Origin of the sequence: Curtobacterium sp. MCSS17_011, from assembly GCF_003224275.1 — a bacterium.
In the GTDB taxonomy this organism is placed as follows: Bacteria; Actinomycetota; Actinomycetes; order Actinomycetales; family Microbacteriaceae; genus Curtobacterium.
Map to the genome: position 1 here is coordinate 27,063 of NZ_QKLE01000010.1, position 19,053 is coordinate 46,115.

At 68.0% G+C, this 19,053-nt stretch carries 14 protein-coding genes and 1 tRNA gene; 6 read left to right on the plus strand and 9 right to left on the minus strand.

Going from position 1 to position 19,053, the window contains the following annotated elements:
• Positions 1–16 precede the first annotated feature (16 nt).
• Positions 17–2,164 carry an ATP-dependent DNA helicase RecQ gene (locus tag DEJ17_RS09030; protein WP_110893164.1) on the minus strand — a complete coding sequence of 716 codons (2,148 nt, stop codon included), beginning with the start codon at positions 2,162–2,164 and terminating at the stop codon, positions 17–19.
• 65 nt (positions 2,165–2,229) lie between these two features.
• Positions 2,230–3,705 carry a hypothetical protein gene (locus DEJ17_RS09035; protein WP_110893166.1) on the minus strand — a complete coding sequence of 492 codons (1,476 nt, stop codon included), beginning with the start codon at positions 3,703–3,705 and terminating at the stop codon, positions 2,230–2,232.
• Positions 3,706–3,775: 70 nt separating this feature from the next.
• On the opposite strand from DEJ17_RS09035, the gene DEJ17_RS09040 reads away from it, so the two are divergent.
• The 4 genes from DEJ17_RS09040 (at position 3,776) to DEJ17_RS09055 (ending at position 7,565) form a co-directional block, all read left to right on the plus strand.
• Positions 3,776–4,606 (plus strand): endonuclease/exonuclease/phosphatase family protein, encoded by an 831-nt coding sequence (locus DEJ17_RS09040; RefSeq protein WP_110893168.1) that lies wholly within the window; start codon positions 3,776–3,778, stop codon positions 4,604–4,606.
• The gene (locus DEJ17_RS09045; protein WP_146239670.1) at positions 4,603–5,205 is read left to right on the plus strand and encodes a hypothetical protein; all 603 of its coding nucleotides are present in this window, start codon (positions 4,603–4,605) and stop codon (positions 5,203–5,205) included. The genes DEJ17_RS09040 and DEJ17_RS09045 overlap by 4 nt, the downstream gene beginning before the upstream one ends.
• 83 nt (positions 5,206–5,288) lie before the next feature.
• Positions 5,289–5,362 (plus strand) — tRNA-Pro (locus tag DEJ17_RS09050).
• A 244-nt stretch (positions 5,363–5,606) separates the two neighbouring features.
• Positions 5,607–7,565, plus strand: coding sequence for a hypothetical protein (locus DEJ17_RS09055; RefSeq protein ID WP_110893172.1), 1,959 nt, complete (start codon positions 5,607–5,609; stop codon positions 7,563–7,565).
• Positions 7,566–7,621: 56 nt separating this feature from the next.
• On the opposite strand, the gene DEJ17_RS09060 is transcribed toward DEJ17_RS09055, so the two are convergent.
• Together DEJ17_RS09060 and DEJ17_RS09065 are read right to left on the minus strand one after the other, a co-directional pair.
• Positions 7,622–8,077: a tyrosine-type recombinase/integrase gene (locus tag DEJ17_RS09060; RefSeq protein WP_110893174.1), complete on the minus strand. Its 456-nt coding sequence runs from the start codon at positions 8,075–8,077 to the stop codon at positions 7,622–7,624.
• A 128-nt stretch (positions 8,078–8,205) separates the two neighbouring features.
• A complete protein-coding gene (locus DEJ17_RS09065; RefSeq protein ID WP_146239671.1) occupies positions 8,206–8,742 on the minus strand; it encodes a DUF11 domain-containing protein in 537 nt (178 codons plus the stop codon).
• 91 nt (positions 8,743–8,833) lie between these two features.
• Here DEJ17_RS09065 and DEJ17_RS09070 point away from each other — a divergent pair, with 91 nt between their 5' ends.
• Complete coding sequence (locus DEJ17_RS09070) at positions 8,834–9,202, plus strand: hypothetical protein (protein WP_110893178.1); 369 nt, start codon at positions 8,834–8,836, stop codon at positions 9,200–9,202.
• Positions 9,203–9,272: 70 nt separating this feature from the next.
• Here DEJ17_RS09070 and DEJ17_RS09075 read toward each other — a convergent pair whose 3' ends face one another.
• From DEJ17_RS09075 to DEJ17_RS09090, 4 genes are all read right to left on the minus strand, one after another.
• A complete protein-coding gene (locus DEJ17_RS09075; protein ID WP_110893180.1) occupies positions 9,273–9,935 on the minus strand; it encodes an ABC transporter ATP-binding protein in 663 nt (220 codons plus the stop codon).
• A complete protein-coding gene (locus tag DEJ17_RS09080) occupies positions 9,932–11,224 on the minus strand; it encodes a hypothetical protein (RefSeq protein ID WP_110893182.1) in 1,293 nt (430 codons plus the stop codon). The genes DEJ17_RS09075 and DEJ17_RS09080 overlap by 4 nt, the downstream gene beginning before the upstream one ends.
• The gene (locus DEJ17_RS09085; RefSeq protein WP_110893184.1) at positions 11,212–12,117 is read right to left on the minus strand and encodes a hypothetical protein; all 906 of its coding nucleotides are present in this window, start codon (positions 12,115–12,117) and stop codon (positions 11,212–11,214) included. The genes DEJ17_RS09080 and DEJ17_RS09085 overlap by 13 nt, the downstream gene beginning before the upstream one ends.
• Positions 12,118–12,339: 222 nt before the next feature.
• On the minus strand, positions 12,340–16,197 hold the full coding sequence (locus DEJ17_RS09090) for a TIM-barrel domain-containing protein (RefSeq protein WP_220033626.1): 3,858 nt from the start codon (positions 16,195–16,197) through the stop codon (positions 12,340–12,342).
• Between the two features lie 488 nt (positions 16,198–16,685).
• Here DEJ17_RS09090 and DEJ17_RS09095 point away from each other — a divergent pair, with 488 nt between their 5' ends.
• Complete coding sequence (locus tag DEJ17_RS09095; protein WP_110893186.1) at positions 16,686–17,087, plus strand: nuclear transport factor 2 family protein; 402 nt, start codon at positions 16,686–16,688, stop codon at positions 17,085–17,087.
• 211 nt (positions 17,088–17,298) lie between these two features.
• Here the strand turns inward: DEJ17_RS09095 and DEJ17_RS09100 are convergent, their stop codons facing one another.
• Positions 17,299–19,035: a CocE/NonD family hydrolase gene (locus DEJ17_RS09100; protein ID WP_110893187.1), complete on the minus strand. Its 1,737-nt coding sequence runs from the start codon at positions 19,033–19,035 to the stop codon at positions 17,299–17,301.
• Positions 19,036–19,053 lie beyond the last annotated feature (18 nt).

Here is a 19,053-nt window from a genome sequence, read left to right on the forward strand (position 1 = left end):
AGACCGGCGCGACACGCTACGCGACCGTGGCCAGCGCGAACGGGAGCACGGCGGAGGCCCCGGCGCGCCGGAGCTCCCGGCCGGCGACGGTCATCGTCCACCGGCTGTCGACCAGGTCGTCGACGAGCAGCACCGGGCCCTCGTGCGCCTGCAGGGCGGCGGCGAGCGACGGATCCACCACGAAGGTGTCCCACACGCCGGACAACCGGTAGGCGCTGTTCGTCGCACCGTCACCACGAGGGGTCCCGCCGGCGCGGCCGAGGGTGCCGAGGAACTGCAGTCGCCCGATCGTGGACAGCGCCTGGGCGAGGGACCCCACGAGCTCGGGCCGTGACCGCGAGGACATCGCCACGACGCCGGTCGGCCGGGTCTCCCACGGCCAGTCCTTGAGCGCCCGGACACAACCGTCGACGAGCTCGCGCGAGATCGGGGCATCGGGGGTGGACGGCGAGAACAGCGCACGCAGAGGACCGCCCCAGCCGAGGTCGGTCAGACGCGCCACCGCACGGCCGGGCTGCACGAGCTCATCCGCGCCGATCTTGCCCCGCGCCGAGACCCCGAGCGACGACATCCCCGAGGGCCACTGGGCACGCGGGGCGATCTCGACGCCGACCTTGTCGAGTGCGGCCGCGGCGCCGGACGAGTCGGAGTCGGACACCGAGGTCGGGAACCACGCCCCGGCGCAGTTGTCGCACCGGCCACAGGGCTCGGCCGAGGGGTCGTCGAGGTCCTGCTGCAGGAGCTGCATGCGACAGGCCGAGGTGGACTCGTAGTCGAGCATCGACGCGGCCTCGGCAGCGCGGGCCGCGGCGACCCGCTCGTACCGGGGCGCGTCGTACTCCCACGGCTGCCCGGTCGACACCCAGCCGCCGGTGACGCGTCGGACGGCGCCGTCGACGTCGAGCACCTTGAGCAGGAGTTCGAGGGTGGAGCGCTTGATGTCGACCAGGCCCTCGAGCGCGACGGTCGACATCGCGGTGTCGGTGGACAGGGCGCCGAGCACGGCGGCGGCACGGGCCTCGGTCGGCATCGAGGCGCTCGCGAAGTACTGCCAGATCTCGCGGTCCTCGCGCCCGGGCAGGAGCAGGACGTCGGCGTTGTCGGTCGCACGACCCGCACGACCGATCTGCTGGTAGTAGGCGACGGGCGACGAGGGAGCCCCGACGTGCACGACGAACCCGAGGTCGGGCTTGTCGAACCCCATGCCGAGCGCACTCGTGGCGACCAGGGCCTTGAGCTCGTTGCCCTTGAGCTGCTGTTCGAGCTGTTCGCGCTCGTCGGTGTCGGTGCGCCCCGTGTAGGCACGGACGGCGTACCCGTTGTCGCGCAGCAGTCGTGCGATGTCCTCGGCCGCCGAGACGGTGAGCGTGTAGATGATGCCGCTGCCGGGCAGGTCGCCGAGGTGCGCGAGGAGCCAGCCGAGCCGTTGCCGGGCATCGGGCAGCGTGAGCACGCCGAGGCGCAGGGACTTGCGAGCCAGGGACCCGCGGATGGTGAACACCGGGTCGGCCGGACCGGCGGTGAGCTGTTCGGCGACGTCCTCGACCACGCGCTCGTTCGCCGTCGCGGTGGTGGCCAGGACGGGGACGCCGTGGGGGAGCGACCGGATGAGCTCGGCCAGTCGGCGGTAGTCCGGCCGGAAGTCGTGGCCCCAGTCCGAGATGCAGTGCGCTTCGTCGACCACGAGCATGCCCATCCGGGCGATCAGGGTCGGCATCTGCTCGTCGCGGAACTTCGGGTTGTTCAGTCGCTCGGGGGAGACGAGGAGCACGTCGACCTCGTCACGGGCGAGGGCTGCCTGGGTCTCGCCCCACTCGTGGGCGTTCGCGGAGTTGATCGACACCGCGCGGACACCGGCCCGGGCGGCAGCGGCGACCTGATCGCGCATCAGGGCGAGCAGCGGCGACACCAGGACCGTCGGGCCACCCCCGCGTCGGCGCAGCAGCAGCGTCGCGAGGAAGTACACCGCCGACTTGCCCCACCCGGTGCGCTGCACGACCAGGGCACGCTGCCGGTGCTCGACCAGCGCCGAGATCGCCTCGAGCTGGCCGGGGTGGAACACCGCGTCGGGGCGACCCGTGAGCGCAGCGAGCGCCTGCTGTGCCTCGGCGGCGATGTCTGCAGAAGGCGAGACGACAGACGGAGCGGCGGTGGGGGTGTCCATGCCCCCATGCTGTCAGCACCGACCGACGAAACCCGACCCGCGCCTCCAGTCTGTGGAGAAGCGCCTCACTGGTACGTGACCAACGACGGCGTGGGCTGCACGTCCTGCATCGTCTGCGCGGGCGTCAGCATGGGCGTGTCCTCGTCGTAGAAGTTCTTCCAGCCCCAGTGCAACCCCTCCGGCGCGCCCTGGTGCAGTGCCTTCCACGTCGCCTGCTTGTCCGGCTGCGACCCCTGCCCGTCGACGTGCACGAGCATGTCGAGCTCCGGGTGGGTCTGCAGCGCGGAGCGGTCCTGGATCATCGACAGCCGGAACTGGTGCAGCACCAGGGCCTTCGGCGGCAGCCCCTCCTTCTTCACGAGCGCAGCCAGCCACGAGGAGACCTCGTTCACCTCGGACGCCGACACGCTGCCGATCTGCTCGAGGGGCACCTGGTCCTTCGTCAGCCGCCACTCCGGGTCGAGTGCCAGCCAGACGCCCGGCTTCTTCAGCAGCGACTCGTACTTCTTGGCCTGCGACAGGAAGTCCGACCGGCCCGGCTGCAGGTCGATGATGACCGGCATGTCCGCCTGATGCGCGGCCTCGACGTAGGGCTCGAGCGTCGAGACCGGCAGTTCCGTCGAGTAGTCGCCGTCGGCTCCGGCGTCCCCGGCGGCGACGGTCGCGATGACCTCCATCGCGGGCGTCACGAGCTCGTCGGACTCCGCCCGGTACGGCTTCGCGACCTGCTCGGCCCGCTGCACGGTCTGCTTCGGCCCCTGCTCGCCGAGCACGCCCAGCGCCGGCGCTCCGGGAGCCCCGTACAGCGCGACGTACCGGTGCCCGTCGAACGGCCGCTGACCGCCGTTCCGCAGCTGGAACCCGCCCTCGGCCGCCCGCACCGTCCACTCCGGGTCCGGCAGGGCGTCGAACGCCGCGCCGACCAGGACGGTCGGGTGCTTCGCCCGCTCGTGCAGCGCCGTCACCACGTCGGGTGCGGCAGCCGGGTCGGTCACGCCCTTCGGCATGGTCACGACACGGGCGCCGGCAGCCTTCGCGGTCGCCACGGCAGCAGCGTCCGCGCTCGCGTCCGCCACCACCACGGTCGCCTGCCGGGAGGCCCGGGTCGACTCCGGCGCGTCACCACCGTCCGGCGCCTGCCGCTGTTCGACGTCCGTGTCGAGCGATACGTCGCCCTCGGCCTGGTACCAGTCGGCGCCGAGCCGTTGGAGCTCGCGGGCGACGGCAGCGCTCGTGTTCTTGGTCGTCAGCAGCACCGGGACGTGGGCGCTCGCCGCAGCTTTGGCCGCATCGCGGATGCCGTCGGTGTCGCCGGCCCGGGCGACGACCGCTCCGGGAGCACGCGCGAACATGGCCTTGCTGACGCGGACGGACCGGGCTGCGGCGTCCGAGGCGTCGGCGACGGTGACGGTGTCGGCCGAGGCCTTCGCCAACGTCGGGCGGCTCGTGTCCGGTCCGCTCGACGTGCACCCGGCGGCTCCGAGCAGCAGCCCGGAGACCGCGATCGCGAGCAGGAAACGAGGGGTGGAACGAGAACGCATCGAGCCACCATACGAGCCAGACGGAGAGGTCCCTGGGAATCCGACGGGTGTCGTCTCGTAGAAGGGAGGCATGCCCCACCACCCCGACGACCGCCCGCTCATCGGACCGGTCCGGTCGCCCGAGGTGCACTGCATGACGCTCAACGTGCGTCGCCGCGTGCCGCGACAGCCGACCCACCCGGACGCCTGGGAGCGTCGCCGCGACGCCGTCCTCGCGCTCGTCACGTCCGAAGCGCCCACCGTCCTCGCCGTCCAGGAGGCCCTGCCCACGCAGGCAGACGACCTGGCGTCCGGCCTCGGGTCGGGTTGGGAGCCCGTCCTGGCCGGACGGGGAGCGCGCCGCGGTGGCGAACAGGTCGGCCTGTTCCTCGACCGCTCCCGACTCGACGTCGTCGAGCGCCGTACCTGGGCACTCTCCCGCACACCCCACCGCCCCGGCTCGCGGTCGTGGGCGACATCCTTCCCGCGCCATGCCGTCGGGGCCGTCGTCGACGACCGCGCGACCGGCGTCCGGTTCCTGGCCGTCGCCACCCACCTCGACGTCGCCTCGCCGTGGGCCCGACTCCGGTCCGCCGAACTGCTCGGCCGGATCGTCCGGCAGCGAGGCCTGCCCGCCGTGGTCATGGCCGACTGGAACAGCCCCGCCGGTTCCGCGCCATGGCGAGCCCTGGCGGAGGCGGGGGTCGAGGACAGCTGGGGGCGGGCCTCCAGGCAGGTGGGTGAGCCCCACGGGACGTACCCGCACTACGGGAGTCCGCGCGTCGGTGGCCGGCGGATCGACGGGGTGCTCGTGACCGCTGAGGCAGAGGTGGACCGCGTCGCGGTCGACGTGCGGCGGCCGGGCGGCGTGTGGCCGTCCGACCACGCTGCCGTGCACGCGGTCGTGCGGTGGGCGTCGTGATCGCCACACTCGGACCGACGTTCCTGCGGCCGCGGTTCCTGGTGGCCGACGTGGTGCGGGCGCTGACGCTCGTGAGCGTCGTCGTTGCGAGTGTCGGGTGGGGTGGGACGGCGTTCCCGGTCATGGCGCTGGCGCTGCTCGGGGTCGTGGTACCGCGGATGCTCGGGCTGCGGCCGGCGTTCGACGTGGCGGTGTGCGTGCTCGTACTCGTCGCCGGGTGGTCGAGCGTGCTCGAGTGGTACACCACCGTGTTCCTGTGGGACAAGTTCATGCACGTCGTGCTGACCGGGCTGCTCGCGGCGGTCCTCTACGTCATCGGTGCCGACCTGCGTGCTGTGCCGGCCCCGCACGCCGAGCGCCGGGTGGTCGTCGCGGTGCTCGCGCTGTGTGCGGGACTCGCGGTCGGGGCGGTCTGGGAGATGGGGGAGTGGCTCGGGCACAACTTCGTCGACTCGAAGATCTTCGTCGGGTACGACGACACGATCGGGGACCTGGCGGCGGACGGGTCCGGTGGGTTGCTCGTCGGGCTCGGGTTGCCGTGGTTGGCGGCGCGGCGCGAGGTGGTGCGGTCGACTCGCCGTGGCACGGAGGGGGTCTGACGTCCGCTATGCTGGACCGGTCGCTCGCGCTCCGGTCGGACGCGGGCGAGGATCCTCCGGGATCCTGAGTTCTCCGGAACTCGCGGGCTGTGGCGCAGCTTGGTAGCGCACTTGACTGGGGGTCAAGGGGTCGCAGGTTCAAATCCTGTCAGCCCGACCGAAACGCCCCGATGGGACGAAGATTCTATCGGGGCTTGCTTGTTTGCGGAACTGCCAGCCCCTCCACAACCCCTCGCAGGCGCGGCGTACTTCAGGAACGTCGCCGAGCCGTCATGCGATCTCGAGTGACCCTTCGCTCAGGCCGTTGGCTCAGCGGAGTGCGGAGCTTCACTCACAAAGCAGGCCAACTTCCGATAATCTGCGCTCACAGGTATTGAATCTGCTGCTCAAGGGGTGATCAGATGGACCAAGAGGGCGACAGGCCGCTTCGAGTTTACTTTTACGGTCCAGACGACGGCGCGGTGGGAATCTTCGTGCCACGTGTGGTCGAACTGGCATCCAAGTTTGAACCTGGCACAGCCTTCGGGACCGCCACGGACGCTCTCGAGCATCACAACGTTCAGAAGTACCTTGAGCACAGATTGCTGCCCTCAGGTCTCGATGAGAAGGCAATTCAGCAACTATTGCAGAAAGTGCGGCCGCTTCGCGCAGCGATTGCTCGCTTTTTCTCGGCAATTTCTGAAGACAATTTCCAGGACGCGTTTGCGAGTGTGGATCATCAGTACCATCGCGATCTTCTGGAAGTGCTTGGGCAGGTGAAGGCCTTTGAGCGCTTCGACGGACCGCGCATGTTGGGGGTGCTCAAAGAAACTGGTGTCCACATCGGAGACATGCTTGAAAGCGCTAAGTTGGTGCAGGCGTATGGCGAAGAGATCAGACTTGAGATCCTAGCATCCTCCCGCAATGCAGAGTTGATAGTTCGAAAGTATCTGGAAAGTGCCTCGCGGAGAGATCTTCATCTTCCTGTAGTTTTCACCCCAGACGACTCGCGGCATGTACTCGAAGAGTATATCGATAGCGAGGAGGCGAACCTAAACTATGTTCGACTCATTGCCAATGCGAAAGAAAACGCCCGTGTTGGTATCGACTCAAAATTGAAGCTGCGCGCTAAGCGGCGAGCTCAAAAGTTGAATGCTGCACTATTCACCGGCAATGTCGGTCTTCGTGCTACCTACGAGGTAGCAATATCGGGCGATCAGGAACAGCCCTCGATCGAGGAGCGCAAGCAGGGCGAGGACTCGCATTGGCTGTATTCGTACAGTCGGACCTGGCTCGACTCGACGCGGGACAATTCGAGCATTTTGAACAACTTTCAGCACCTTTTTGGCTTCGTAGACGATCAGGTCCTGCTCGGTCTGCCAGCATTCGCAGCAGATCTTGGTGTCTTCGAACGCATGGCGGGACTTGCTGGCCTAGATGAGTACAAGCATGGCCTAGCATTTGACGCACTCGATTCGGTATCCCTGCTCCAGACGCAGATGTACACCCTCTATCTTAAGAAGGAGGGCATAGATCTCGAAAGGGTGCTCGCATGGTTTTTCGTTGAGTACCTCCCAAAGGAGTTTGGCATCAGGAACTTCTCACTGAGGGCGTCTGGAGAGGGAGCGTCTTTTCTGGAGAAGGTCAGACATCTTTTTGCCGAGATTGAGAGCGTTTCTGCGCAATTCGAGCTATACGCGGAGAACGGCGAGGTGGACCATGAGTTACTCAACATGAGGTCCGATCCAGTTGCTTATGGAGGCATTCCGAGCCTCGTCCAGGGCAAGTACGTGTACGCCGGCGACAACGACGGCTTCGCGGCGGTGCTTAGCTTGTTGTTTTTCGATCAGTCTCGAATCATTTATATCGATGAGAATCTGAATGCTAGTGACTTCGTTCGCCTGATCCTACAGAATTCTGTCAGATACGCCGACTTTCACGAGTATCAGGTGTCGGCAATTGACTACCTCATTGACGAAGGCGTCATCGAGAACTTTGATGGATTGATACGCTTCGTAAACCTGGAGCAGATTCGGGTTCTTCATGCACTGTTCCACAAGGAGGCGGTGAGTTACTTCCGTCTCACAAAACCCGGTCGGGTAGCCGTGGATGACATGCTTGCCAAGGGTTGGCTGGTGCGACGGTCGACGCTTTTGACGGACGCCGAAGCGGCCTATTTCAATTATGTCCTGAATCGAACATTCAGTAACGGGCTGAACCTTCGGAATCAGTATCTGCATGGGTCGCAGCCTTTCTCGGATGAGGATGGCGCGTACTACAAGGATTACCTGATTGCCTTGCGCCTCGCCGTCACTCTCGTGATCAAGATGAATGACGATGTCTGTCTACTTCATCCTCTCAAGGATCGAGGCGACTCTTAGTGTTGACTAGCTCCGAAGGGTGCTTGTCGGAATGCCGCGCAGGAATCGGCCCCTCGTCAAGCGCCTCTCAAGTAAGCGGAGGACCGCGCTCGTTGCGTTGAGTAGTCCTTCTTCCGCAGGTGCGCGTACACCTTGTCAGTGATTGCGACGGAGGCGTGACCCATATGCCGGGACAGCTCGAATATGTCGAACGCGCCCGATTCCAGGACGAGCGTTGCGAACGTGTGCCGCAGCTTGTGCAACTTGAGCGTGGGTAAGCCGATGCTCCTCGCCGCGGGCTTGAACGTGTAGCGGTAGAAGCCTGTGGGATCGAAGGGACGGTCGTAGGTCAGGATCGGGTGCCCCTTCACCTTGCCCGGCCAGAGGCCCGCTTCCGGGTCGCTGCGATTCGGGTGTTCTGCGAGGTAGTCCCGCAGCTCGCTCACGACTGAGTCAACAAGGATCGGCACCTCGCGCTTGCTGTTCGCAGTCTTCGGCAGTTCGACCACGTAACCCCTGGATGTGTGCGTCATGTTCAGATGGTGGCGTGTTCGCAAGACGTCGTGGTGGGGCGCCACCGATTCGGGGTGATCTGGCCCACCTTGGTCCAGTTGCGTGGGTGGAGTGATCGTCGGGGGCACCCTGTTGCCAGCGCAGGGATTCAGCGTCTGGTGCTGATGCCCCAACCACCGGTGAACGAGTTGTTGTTGTCGTAGTCGTCCTTGGGAGTGCTCGTGAGGGTCACGGCGTAAGCACCGTCGAGCCCGCGTGCTCCTGCACCCTTGCTGTCCGCGGTTCCGGCGAACCGGACCTTCGTGGTCTTCCCCGGCGCGAGCGGGTTGAGGTGACACGTAGCGATGTGCTTCTCCGTGTCGACGCTGCAGTTCGCTGCCTTTGGGCTCGCGACGTGCAGGCCCACGTAGCCGCCGCTGGTAACGGCCTTCGGCTGGACGGGCGCCTGGTACTTCCACTGCAGCGTGGACGACGTCGCTCGTGCCTTCCCGACGTTGGTGACGGTGAAGGTGTACGAGACGGGGTCCTTGTCGTACACGATGTAACTACCGGTCATCGCGAGCTGCAGGTTCACCCCGGTGGACTTCGCCGCGGCGGCAGCGGGCTGCGCGGTGCTCGCGAGAACGACGAGGAGGACAGAGGCTGCCGACGAGCCGAGTGTGCTTCGAAGGCTGGGACGAGTCATGTTCTGGACGCTAGTCGCGGAAGCTGTGCCCAGTTCGGCGGGGACGTCCGGCGGTTCGCGCTGACAAGATGAGTCCGTGCGGATCGAAGAAGTGGACGAGCGGCACTACGGCGCCGAAGGCGAGCGCGACACGTTCGTCGTGCACTTCTTCCATGCGCCGAGCGCTGAGATGGTCGCGCCCGACTGGGACGCCACGAGTTGGTCGGTCAGTGTGATCCGCGTCACCGACGCGACGTACCGCGCGGCGTTCGCAGAAGCCCGGCGGATTGCTGCTGGCGAGACCTCGCCGACACTGTTCTCGGTGTCCCTCGAGACCGCGGAGCCGAATGGCCCGGGAATCCTGCGACTGTTCGGGACCGACCTCAACATGGAGGGCCTCGAGCTCGACCTCGTTTCCCACGCGGCGAAACGTGAGATGTTCGCCGAGTTCTTCAGCCGCGACCGTACTGCGCGCGCGTGAGCGGGGATCTGGAGCGCAACCACTGACGGACTGGAGGCCCGGTGCCAGCTGGCACCCGGCCTCCAGTCCGTCACGTGCCGCGCGCGATGAGCTGCTCGTCGTGGAGCTGGAGTTGCCGTCCGCATCGCTGTGCAACGCGCTCGCTGTGGGTGACGATCACGAACTTGGTCCCTGCTTGCTGCAGCCGGTCGAAGAGGGCGAGCACGTCGTCCTCGGTCGCCTCGTCCAGTGCGCCGGTGGGCTCATCGGCGAGGACGACGGCAGGGCGCTTCGCGATGGCTCGAGCGATCGCGACGCGCTGCGCTTCTCCTCCTGACAGTCGCCGGGGGCGCTTGCCAGCGAGGTGACTGATGCCGACCGCCTCGAGAGTCTCATGTGCTCGGGCGGCCGAGTCAGCGCGAGCAGGAACGCCGAGCCGGACGTTGTCGAGCACGCTGCGGTCTCCGAGCAGGCCGTGGTCCTGGGTGACCATGCCGATGTGTCGGAGTCGGTGCGCCGCCATCTTCCGTGTGGTGCGCTCGAGCACGTGCCCGTCGTGCTCGTAGGTCCCGCCGAAGTCGGTGTCGAGGCCGGCGAGGATCCGGAGCAGCGTGCTTTTGCCGGATCCGCTCCGCCCGGTGATCGCGACCGAGTGATCGTCCTCGCGAAGGTCGAAGTCGAGTCGGTCGAACAGTGCTCGGGTCGATCCGTCCGGCTCGGTGATGGTCTTCGAGACATCGCGCAGCACGATCATCGTGGGGTACCTCTTCGGCGTTGGGTGGTCAGTTCGATGCGGACGGCTCGCCGACCGAGTGCGCCGTCCGCAACACACCAGAGGAGCACGGCGGTGCCAGCTCCGAGTCGTGCCGTCGCACTGTCGTTGGGGAGCAGCGCGCTGGACGCGAGGAACAGGCCGAGCGCGGCGGTGTACTCGATCAGGCGGCTTGGGCGGAACAGCCGGTTCGTGGCATTCGGGCTCCTCCCGAGGAGATGGTGCACCCGCGCCACTGGCGCTCGACGGTGATGCAGGAGCCGGTTGAGGAACGCCGTGATGATGCCCACGCCAGCGATGAGGACGCCGAGCAGCGCGGTGACGAGCACCAGGTTGTCCTGGATGAGCTGGCGGACGAGGGAGAGCTGCACGAGGTAGGTCGGTACTCCGAGCAACGTGTACGACCGGAAGCCGGTGTCGTCCCCGATCGCGTCGAGACGCGCGACGACGCCTCCGAAATCGAGGCTGCGGTCCACGGCGAGGTCGGCGTTGAGCACCTGGAACACCAGGCGTCCGAACAGCTCGGGATCCAGCCGGTCCAGTGCTGCTCGGTCGAGTCCGGCGAGTGTCGGCGGGTAGGGCACGAGGACGGTGTCATCGAGGTAGTGGTTGGCTTCACCGCGGAAGTACAGGGCACCGTCCGGTTCGAGGAACCCGACGACCTCGAGCTCCTGCTCCTGCAGGATGACCGCTCCGGTGAGTCGCTCTCCGAGCTCGTACACGCCGCGGTACTCGTTGCCGAGCAGCACCGGGATCCGGCCGGATCCCCAGTCGACGCCGTCCCACTCGATGGGCTTGCCGTCCTGCACGGAGAGCCCGGCGAACTCGTACGCGGTCTCGTTGAGCTGGATGGACTTGATGTCCTGAACGGTTCTGCCGGACTCGTCCTGGTACTTCCCCTTGCGCGTGTACTCGGTGCCGTACCCGACGTCGAAGCGGTCGTCGCCGCGGAAGTCCTGGACGGTGACGGGCTGGTCGTACGAGGAGATGAAGTCGAATCCGGGATCGTCGTCGATGCGGTCGACGAACGAGGCGACTCCGTCGAGCGCGGCCTGGTCCCGCCGGATCGCTTCGAACGCGTCGGGGGCGAGATCGTCGATCACCGTGTAGAGGTCGACGTCGGCGTCAGCGGAAAGCCCCTGGGCCACTGCCTGCGAGGTGGACTGGGTGAACGACGCCACGTTGTACCAGCAGAGCGCGAGCAGCACGAGCAGGACGATCTTGGCGACGATGATCGCCCAGTTGGACCGGAGGTCGTTCAGGAGTTCCATCGTCGGCTTCCCTGCCAGAGCGAAGTGACGGACACGGCAAGCACGACGGTTCCGACCGCGACGACTGCCGTGGTGACGTCGAGGTCGAGGATGGTGGTCTGCCTCACGACTGCCGCGCCCGCGAGCGCGGTCGTACTGGCGGCGATGCTGATCACGCCGACTCGGATGGCAGCGCTGCGAAGGGTGGTCAGTGGACCAATCCCCGTGGTGAAGCGCACGGCGGCGGTGCGGAGTTCCCATCGCCCGGCCTGAAGACCGGCGACCACGGCGATGAGCACGACGACGAGGGAACCGAGCGCGACCAGGATGGGCGACACGGCGTCGACGTTCGTCCTGCGGTTCGTGCCGTCGTCGATGACCTCGACGCTTCGGCCGGGGAACTGTGCGCCGTAGTGGCGGACACTGCTCGGGCCGTCCAGGAGCAGCCGTTGCGGTGACGCCGAGAACTGCGCCGGATCGGCGAGGACCACGTCATCGGACAGCAGGCTGTCGGCCCGCACACCGAGACGCCCCACCACCTCGTACGTCGTGCCACCGACGGTGATGTCCTCGTCGCGGACGTCGACGGCAGCGCCGACGAGGGCCTCACCGGGACGCCCGGTCAGAGCGTGCCCGTCGTGCAGCGGAACGTCTGTCCACTGTCCGGACAGGACCACGACGGCGCGGACGTCACCGTCCAGACCCACGAACACCTTGGTTCCCGGTTCGAAGGCGCTCCGCGCACGCTCGAGATCGTCGAGCGTCGCGGTCACCCACGCGCTCTGGCCTGTGCGGAGGTCATTGCCTTCCGCGGCGATCACACGTCGGCGAGCGTCGAACACCCCGATCAAGACCGTCAACAGCATGGCCAGCAGGAGCAGGACCGCGATTGCCGTGATCTGTTGCTTCGTCACGTCCTCTCCTCACGCCGCAGCGGGTACGAATGCTCACGAGCCGTTAACATGTCAGACGTAGAACGTCTTGTCGAGCGACCTTGTCTTCGGTCGCAACCGTCCTGCGGCTGCGTGATCGGGGATCTGCAGCGCGACCACGGACGGACGGGAGGCCCGGTGCCAGCTGGCACCGGGCCTCCCGTCCGTCGATCAGTTCCGCCCAGGGCGACGGATCAGGCGGGCTCAGCCACGCACTCGGCGTCGCCGACTGCGCAGCGTCCACACGAGTCCACCGGCCGCGAGCAGCGCCGCCGCCAACAGCCCGAGGGGGAGCAGGTTCGCGCCCGTCCAGGCCAGTGCACCGCCCGGGTCGCTGCCCGCATCCGCGCCACCGTCGCCCGGCGCTGCCGCGCCCGGTGCACCGGATCCGTTGTCACCCGGCGTCGGAGCGCCGCTGCCCGGCGTGCCCGCACCCGGCGAGGTGGTCGGCGCCGGAGCAGCCGCAGCCACGACGGTGAAGGCGGCCCGAGCCAGGGCCACACCGTCGACCGATGCGGTGACGGTCACCCGACCGGACGCCGTGCCCGGCACCCGCAGGTCGGCCGAGAACGCACCGCTCGCGTCGGTGTGCGCGGTGACACCACCGATGCGTGGCGCGGTCGCCAGCGCCACATCGGTGTCGGCCGGGAACCCGCTGCCGGTCACGGTCTGCGTGTCGCCCGCATCGACCCGAGGCGACTCGACCCGCAGGACCGGGGTCACCGCCGCCTTGCTGCTGAAGGCCACGACCGTGTGCTTCGTCACGGACCGTTCGTCGACCGGCACGCTGATGGTGCGGGTGTCGGCGTCGTAGGTCCAGGCGGTGTCCGCGATCGCCCGGCCGTCGATGGTGACGGTGCGGGGACGGTCGGCGTTCGTGAACGTCGCCGTCCACGAGCGGTCCTGCACCTGGCCGGCGAAGGACCCGTCCGCGGGGGCGATGGCGAGCGAACCGCCCGTTGCCTGCTGCGTGTAGCGGACGGCGGTGGAGGCGCTGCCCGCCGCGGCCTTCGCGGACGCGGCGGCCGTGGTCATCGCGCTCGACTCCGCGGCGGCTCCCGCAGTGCTGTCCGCCGCGCTGTCCTCGCCGGCGTCTTCATGCAGGTCGAACGAACCGTTCGCTCCCGTCGCCACCGTCAGGGTGACGGCGTCGAGCGGTGTGGCGTCGTTCTGCACCTGCTCCGAGCGCGTGGGGACGATGCCGCCGCTCTTCACGAACACCGGCATGCTGTTCAGGTCGGTCGTCACGTCGGCGGTGGTGCCTCCGGCGTACGTCTTGCCGGTGAACCAGTCGGTCCACGAGCTGCCGGCCGGGAACCAGACCGAGCGGGTCGCCTTGCCGGATTCGTCGTTCGCGGTGGTGACCGGGGCCACGAGCACGTCCGGGCCGTACAGGTACTCCGAGCCGGCCTGGGCGTAGGACTCCTGCGCCTCGGGGTACTGCAGGTAGAGCGGCTGCAGGATCGGGGTGCCCGTGTCGGTCGCCTGGGCCGCGAGCGTGTAGGTCAGGGGGACCAGGGCCTCGCGGAGGTTCAGGAACTGCTTGGCCGAGGCCTCGGCGGCGGCCGGGTACTGCCACGGCAGCCGGTCGCTGTGGTTGCTGTGCAGGCGGTCGATCGGCTGGAAGGTGCCGAGCTGCACCCAGCGGGCGTAGAGGTCCTCGGGCAGCTGGGTCGTGCCCTCCTCGGCGCCCTCGATGCCGTACTGCCCGCCGTTGTGGCCACCGATGTCGTGACTGACCGAGGCCAGGCCGGTCGCAGCGGACTCACCCGGGGTGTACCCGACCTCGGCGAGCAGCATGTCCCACGACGACGTGGTGTCGCCGGTGAAGTGCACGGTCGTGCGCTTGTCCGCCCACGGTCCGGTCGGGACCGCCTGCGGGTTGCCGTAGCCACCGGCGGTCAGCGAGCCGTACGCCCGCGAGAACGCGAGCCCCCGGCCGCCGAGCGCCTGGTCCGTGTACTTCGCGTACTGCTGGTTGACGAACGCGTCGGGGGTGACGCCGTTCGCGGAGTACTTCGAGTTCTCGCTGCAGCACCAGTCGAGCCACCACATGTCGACGCCCTTCGGCTGCAGCGAGGTGTGCAGGTCGAAGTAGGCCTTCAGCTGGTCGGGGTCGGACCAGTCGAACAGGTACCGGTCGCCGTCGCCCTTGGTGAGCTTGCCCTTCGCAGTGGCCTGGGCCTTCGCGAACTGCGGGTCCTGGCTCGAGATCGACGGGTGGATGTTGAGGGTGTTGTGGATGCCCTCGGCGTGCCAGTCGGCGAGCAGGCCGGTCATGTCCGGGATTCGGGACGGGTCGACCGACCAGCCGTTCCACTTGCTGTCGCCCTGGTTGGTGGTGCTGCCGATCTTGTAGTCGGTGTCGATCGCCATGACGTCGACGGGCACGTCCTCATCCTCGAACTGCTTCGCGATCGCCAGGTAGTCGGCCTGCGAGCGGTCGTAGTACTCGGAGTACCAGACGCCGTACGCCCAGCGGGGAAGCAGCTTCGTCGGACCGGTCAGGACGGCGAGCTCCTGCAGGGCATGGCGGTAGTCCGAGCCGTACCCGAAGACGTAGCCGTCCTGGTAGCGCTCGCCGCCGTGATCGACGGCGGGGGTGACGGTGTCGGTGGCCTGGTCGTACAGCGCCGAGGCGCTGTCGTCGAGGAGCGACCAGCCGTCCTGGTAGAGCAGGCCCGGGTTCGTCTTCACCGATCCGTTGGCGGTGTCGAGGTCGCGTCGGTACCCGCCGAGCGGTGCATGTGCGGCGAGGACCGGCGACGCGGTGTCGACCACGGCGACGGTGTCGAAGTTCACGTTGCAGTTGTTCGCCACGGTCGGGCACCCGATCACGACGTCGTTCGTGCCGGCGGCCAGGTGCACCGGCACGGTGGCGGTGTTCCAGTAGTCCCAGCCGCTCGTCTTCGGGAGCGGTGCAGTGGTCGACTGCTGACCGATCGGGGCCGCGGTGAGCGTCGGCGTCCCGGCCGAGCCGTTGGCGTAGCGGACCTGCAGGGCGTAGTCGCCCGCGGCCGGCACTCCGGTCACGTGGGTCGTCAGCTGCGCCCCGGCACGCTCGAACCCGGCGACGAAGCCGTCCCCGGCGAAGCCGTTGTGGTTGGTGGCGGTCGTCGCCGGAGCGGTGCGTGCCGAGTCCTCGGCCTGGCACACGGTGCCGAACGCGCAGTCCTCGCCGGTGACCGTGGTCGACGGTGCCGGGTAGGCGGCGCCGGTGCTGACCAGGGCCAGGCTGTCGACGTTCACCCGGCCCGAGTCGTCCGCGGTGCGTTCGATGCGCACGCGGTGCTCGCCCGCCGTCAGGTCGAGCGTCGTGGCGGCGGTGGTCTTCCAGTCGTCCCAGTTCGCGCCGGGTGCGAGCCGGATCGTCTTCGCGGCACCGCCGTCGACGGTCACGCTGAGGGTGCGGGTGGCGACCTGGCCGTCGCCGCCCTGCGAGTTCGCGTAGCGCAGGGCGAGGTCGTACGAGCCGGCACGTTCCGCCGTGGTCGTGAAGGTCATCGCGTTGCCGACGGACTCGAAGCCCGCGGCGAACCCGGCTCCGGTGAAGCCCGTGTGGTCCGTGGCGAGGGACAGGCCGGTGAGCCCGAGCGTCTCGGCCTCGCAGAGCGACCCGATCGTGCACGAGGGGGTCGGCGTCGACACCCACGGCGTGCCGGTGACCCGCTGCCCGGAGGCCGTGGTCACGGTGGTCTGCAGGGTGTCCTGCGTGAAGGCCCCCGAGCCCTCCTTGTACCGGACGGTCATCGCGCCCGTGTCGAGGGTCAGCCAGCCGTCCCGCTCCGTCTTCGTGAACGTCGTCGGTGCGAAGTCGTCGCGGCCGATGACGTTGAAGGTGCTGCCGTCGGTGAACCGCGAGTCACCGGCGTACTCGGTGCGGATCAGCGTGGGGGAGAGCACCTCGAACCGGGCCTGGCCCGAGACGACGGTGCGGTCAGCGGCCGGGTCCGCGGCGGCGGGGATCGCAGCGATCCCGAGCATGCCGAGGGCGGTCGCAGCGACGATGCCCGACGACAGCGCACGGCGCAGCCCTCGGGATCGGAAGGAGATGGGGCGCAAGTGGGTGCTCCTCGTGGACGTCGTCGTCCATCGGGCCGTGCAACGGCCGTGACCTGCGGGCCGTCCCTGCGGCGGCCCGTTTACAACGCTGTAAACCATACGACCCGGAGGGCTCCCGAGGAAGGGGCAGCCGTCGGCGGCTCGTTTCGCGGCTCCCGCCGCACCGGTCAGCGTCGTGGTCGCGTCGTGCGCGGCCCTGGACTCGAGCCACTGACGGACTGGAGGCCCGGTGCCACCCGGCAACGTGCCTCCAGGCTCGGCCGTCACCCCGCTGGCGAGCGCCGTTCGTGGAGGGTTGCTGCAAGTACGCTCTCGCGCGTTCCGCCTCGTGTGCTCGGCCTGGGTGACGGAGAACGTCAGCGGCGCCAGTTCGGGGAAGCCTGCGCCCGCCTCGACGAGCCCGGCGGGCGTGTTCCGCCGTGCTGCAGCGACCTGCCCGCCAGGTCGCCGGTCGCGACGGCGCTGCCGAAGGGAGTTGACTCGGATCCATGGACACTCCGCACTTCGATGCCGCGGTCTCGGCGTTCACGACAGCACTTGCAGGTCGAGTCTCGCCGAGCATCGCATCGTTCCCCGACCTCTTCCACGACGATGCCACGATCGTCGTCCCCTTCGACGGCTCGGGCGACGGGGCGCCGATCATGGGCAAGCCCGCCATCGAGCAGATGACCCGCGACCTCGCTGGATTCCTCTGGTTCGAACACGTCACGTTCGACAGCGTTCTGCCCACTCACGACGTGAACGTCGTCGTCTGCGAGTACCAGGCGGTTCTCCGACGAGCAGACATGCCGGGAAGGCAGCGCCGCCGGTACATCTCGATCATCACCCTTCACGAGGGACGAATCAGCACCCTCCGCGAACACGGCGGGCCCTTCATGCCGATCGAGTGAGCGATGGTGACGCCTCCGGCGCGTGCGCACCTGTTCGTTGCGTGTCTGGACGATCTTCGGTGGTCACGTCGGCGAAGTAGTCCGAGCACGTTGCTCCCGGCCGAGCTTCCGTTTCAGGAGGCCGAGCGCGTGCCGTGCGCTGGCGAGATCGAACTCGAGTCGCTCCCCTCGCCCGCCAGGCGGACAGTCGGTGCCACGCTCATCGTGGTCCTCAGTTCCTCCGGACGGGGAGCTGGAGGTACGAGGCATGCTCGCCGCCGGTGTGCACGACGTGGGTACCGGTGTTCGCGCCGGCGTACTCACGGATCGCGGGCATGAGGGTCCCGAGGAGGTTCCGGGAGCTGACCACGAAGCGGAGCTGTTCCCCGACGTGGAAGCGCAGCCCGATCGGGAACAGGTCGATCTCGATCTCCGCGATCTCACCCGCGGCGAGCTTCTCGACACGGTCGAAGGTGTGTGCCGGCACGTCGTCGGTGGTCAGGTATTCGTCGAGGTGTCGGGCGGAGACGCGCAGGCGGCCGTCGGATCCCTTGTAGCGGAGGATCGTCGCACCGTGGTCGGTGAGGTCGTGTGCCATCGCAGTCTGGTTCGGGACGGTGAACGCCTGCAGTGGGGTGCCCCACTTGTCGAGCTTCTGGACGAGGACGAACAGGTCCATGTCGTCGGCGTCGCGTGCTTCGACGAACAGGTGCGCCTTCGGGTAGCCGACGAGGACCGTCTCCTCTTCGAAGCGGGTGAGGAAGGACACGGCGTCCGGGTTGACGTCGACCGCGTACGACGCCTCTGCTGCTCCGTCCGGGATCGTGGTGCCGAGCGTGCGGGTGCGCGCGTCGAGGTAGAACTTCACCGACGTGCTCGCCGCCGGCGGGAAGCTGTCGGCAGGGACGGCGACTTCGTCGCCACCCTCCAGGTCGAGGATCGAGTACCGCACCCGGGGGGTGGTCTCCCAGCCGTTGTCTTCGTCCTTCAGGTAGTGGTCGAAGAAGCGGCGGAGGTCCTCGACGTTGGCCTCGTCGTAGTAGTCCGGCCACTCCTGGCTGTTGTGGATCCGCAGCCACTTCGCTTCCGATGCCATCCGGCGCCAGGCGCGGAACGTGCCCGCCGTGTGCAGGGTGTTCGAGTAGCTCGCGACGACGTAAGCGGGGACGGTGATGCGGTCGAAGTCGGGGATCTTCTCCTCCCACAGCTCGGTCATCAGCGGGTACGCGTCGACCTCGGACAGGATGTCCTCCTTCCGGTTCTTCCCGAAGAAGCTGCCCTCCTGCAGCTGCTGCGCGAACCCGGTGTCCGGCATCCCACCCCGCATCACGAGATCGCGGTAGACGTCGCTGACGCCCTCCCACGGGTTGATCGCGACGAGGTGCGGCGGCTGCTCGGCGGCCGCGAACCACTGCGACACCGCGAGGTAGGACGTGCCGCTCATCCCGACCTTGCCGTCGCACCACTCCTGCTCGGCGAGCCACTCGATCACGTCGTAGGCATCGCGGCCCTCTTGCCGGTCCCAGAGCACGCTGTCCCCCTCGGACTGGTCGATCCCGCGGTGGTCAACGTTGCAGATCGCGTAGCCGTGCTCAACCCAGTACGCCGGGTCCGGCGCCTCGAACTTCTCCAGCCCGGATACCGTGCTGTTCGGCAGCCCGACGAGTCCGAACACCCCCATCACGCTCAGCGAGGTGCCCTGCGCCTTGCCGTACGGGCTCCACGCCACGATCACCGGCACCGGCTCGGTCGTGACCGGGCGGAACACGTCGAGGTGGATGGTCGTGCCGTCGCGCAGCTGCATCGCGACGTCCTTGTCGAACGTCGTGTCGACCGGCAGCGGCTTGAACTGCGGCGCGATCTGGAACCCGGCCTCCAGGGTGCGGGTGCCCGGCTCAAACGGGGTCAGGACCCCGGTCCGGGGTGCGGGCAGCGGGGTTGAGGGGACGTAGATCTTCTGGTCGGTCATCGTGTGCTCCTTCGTGCG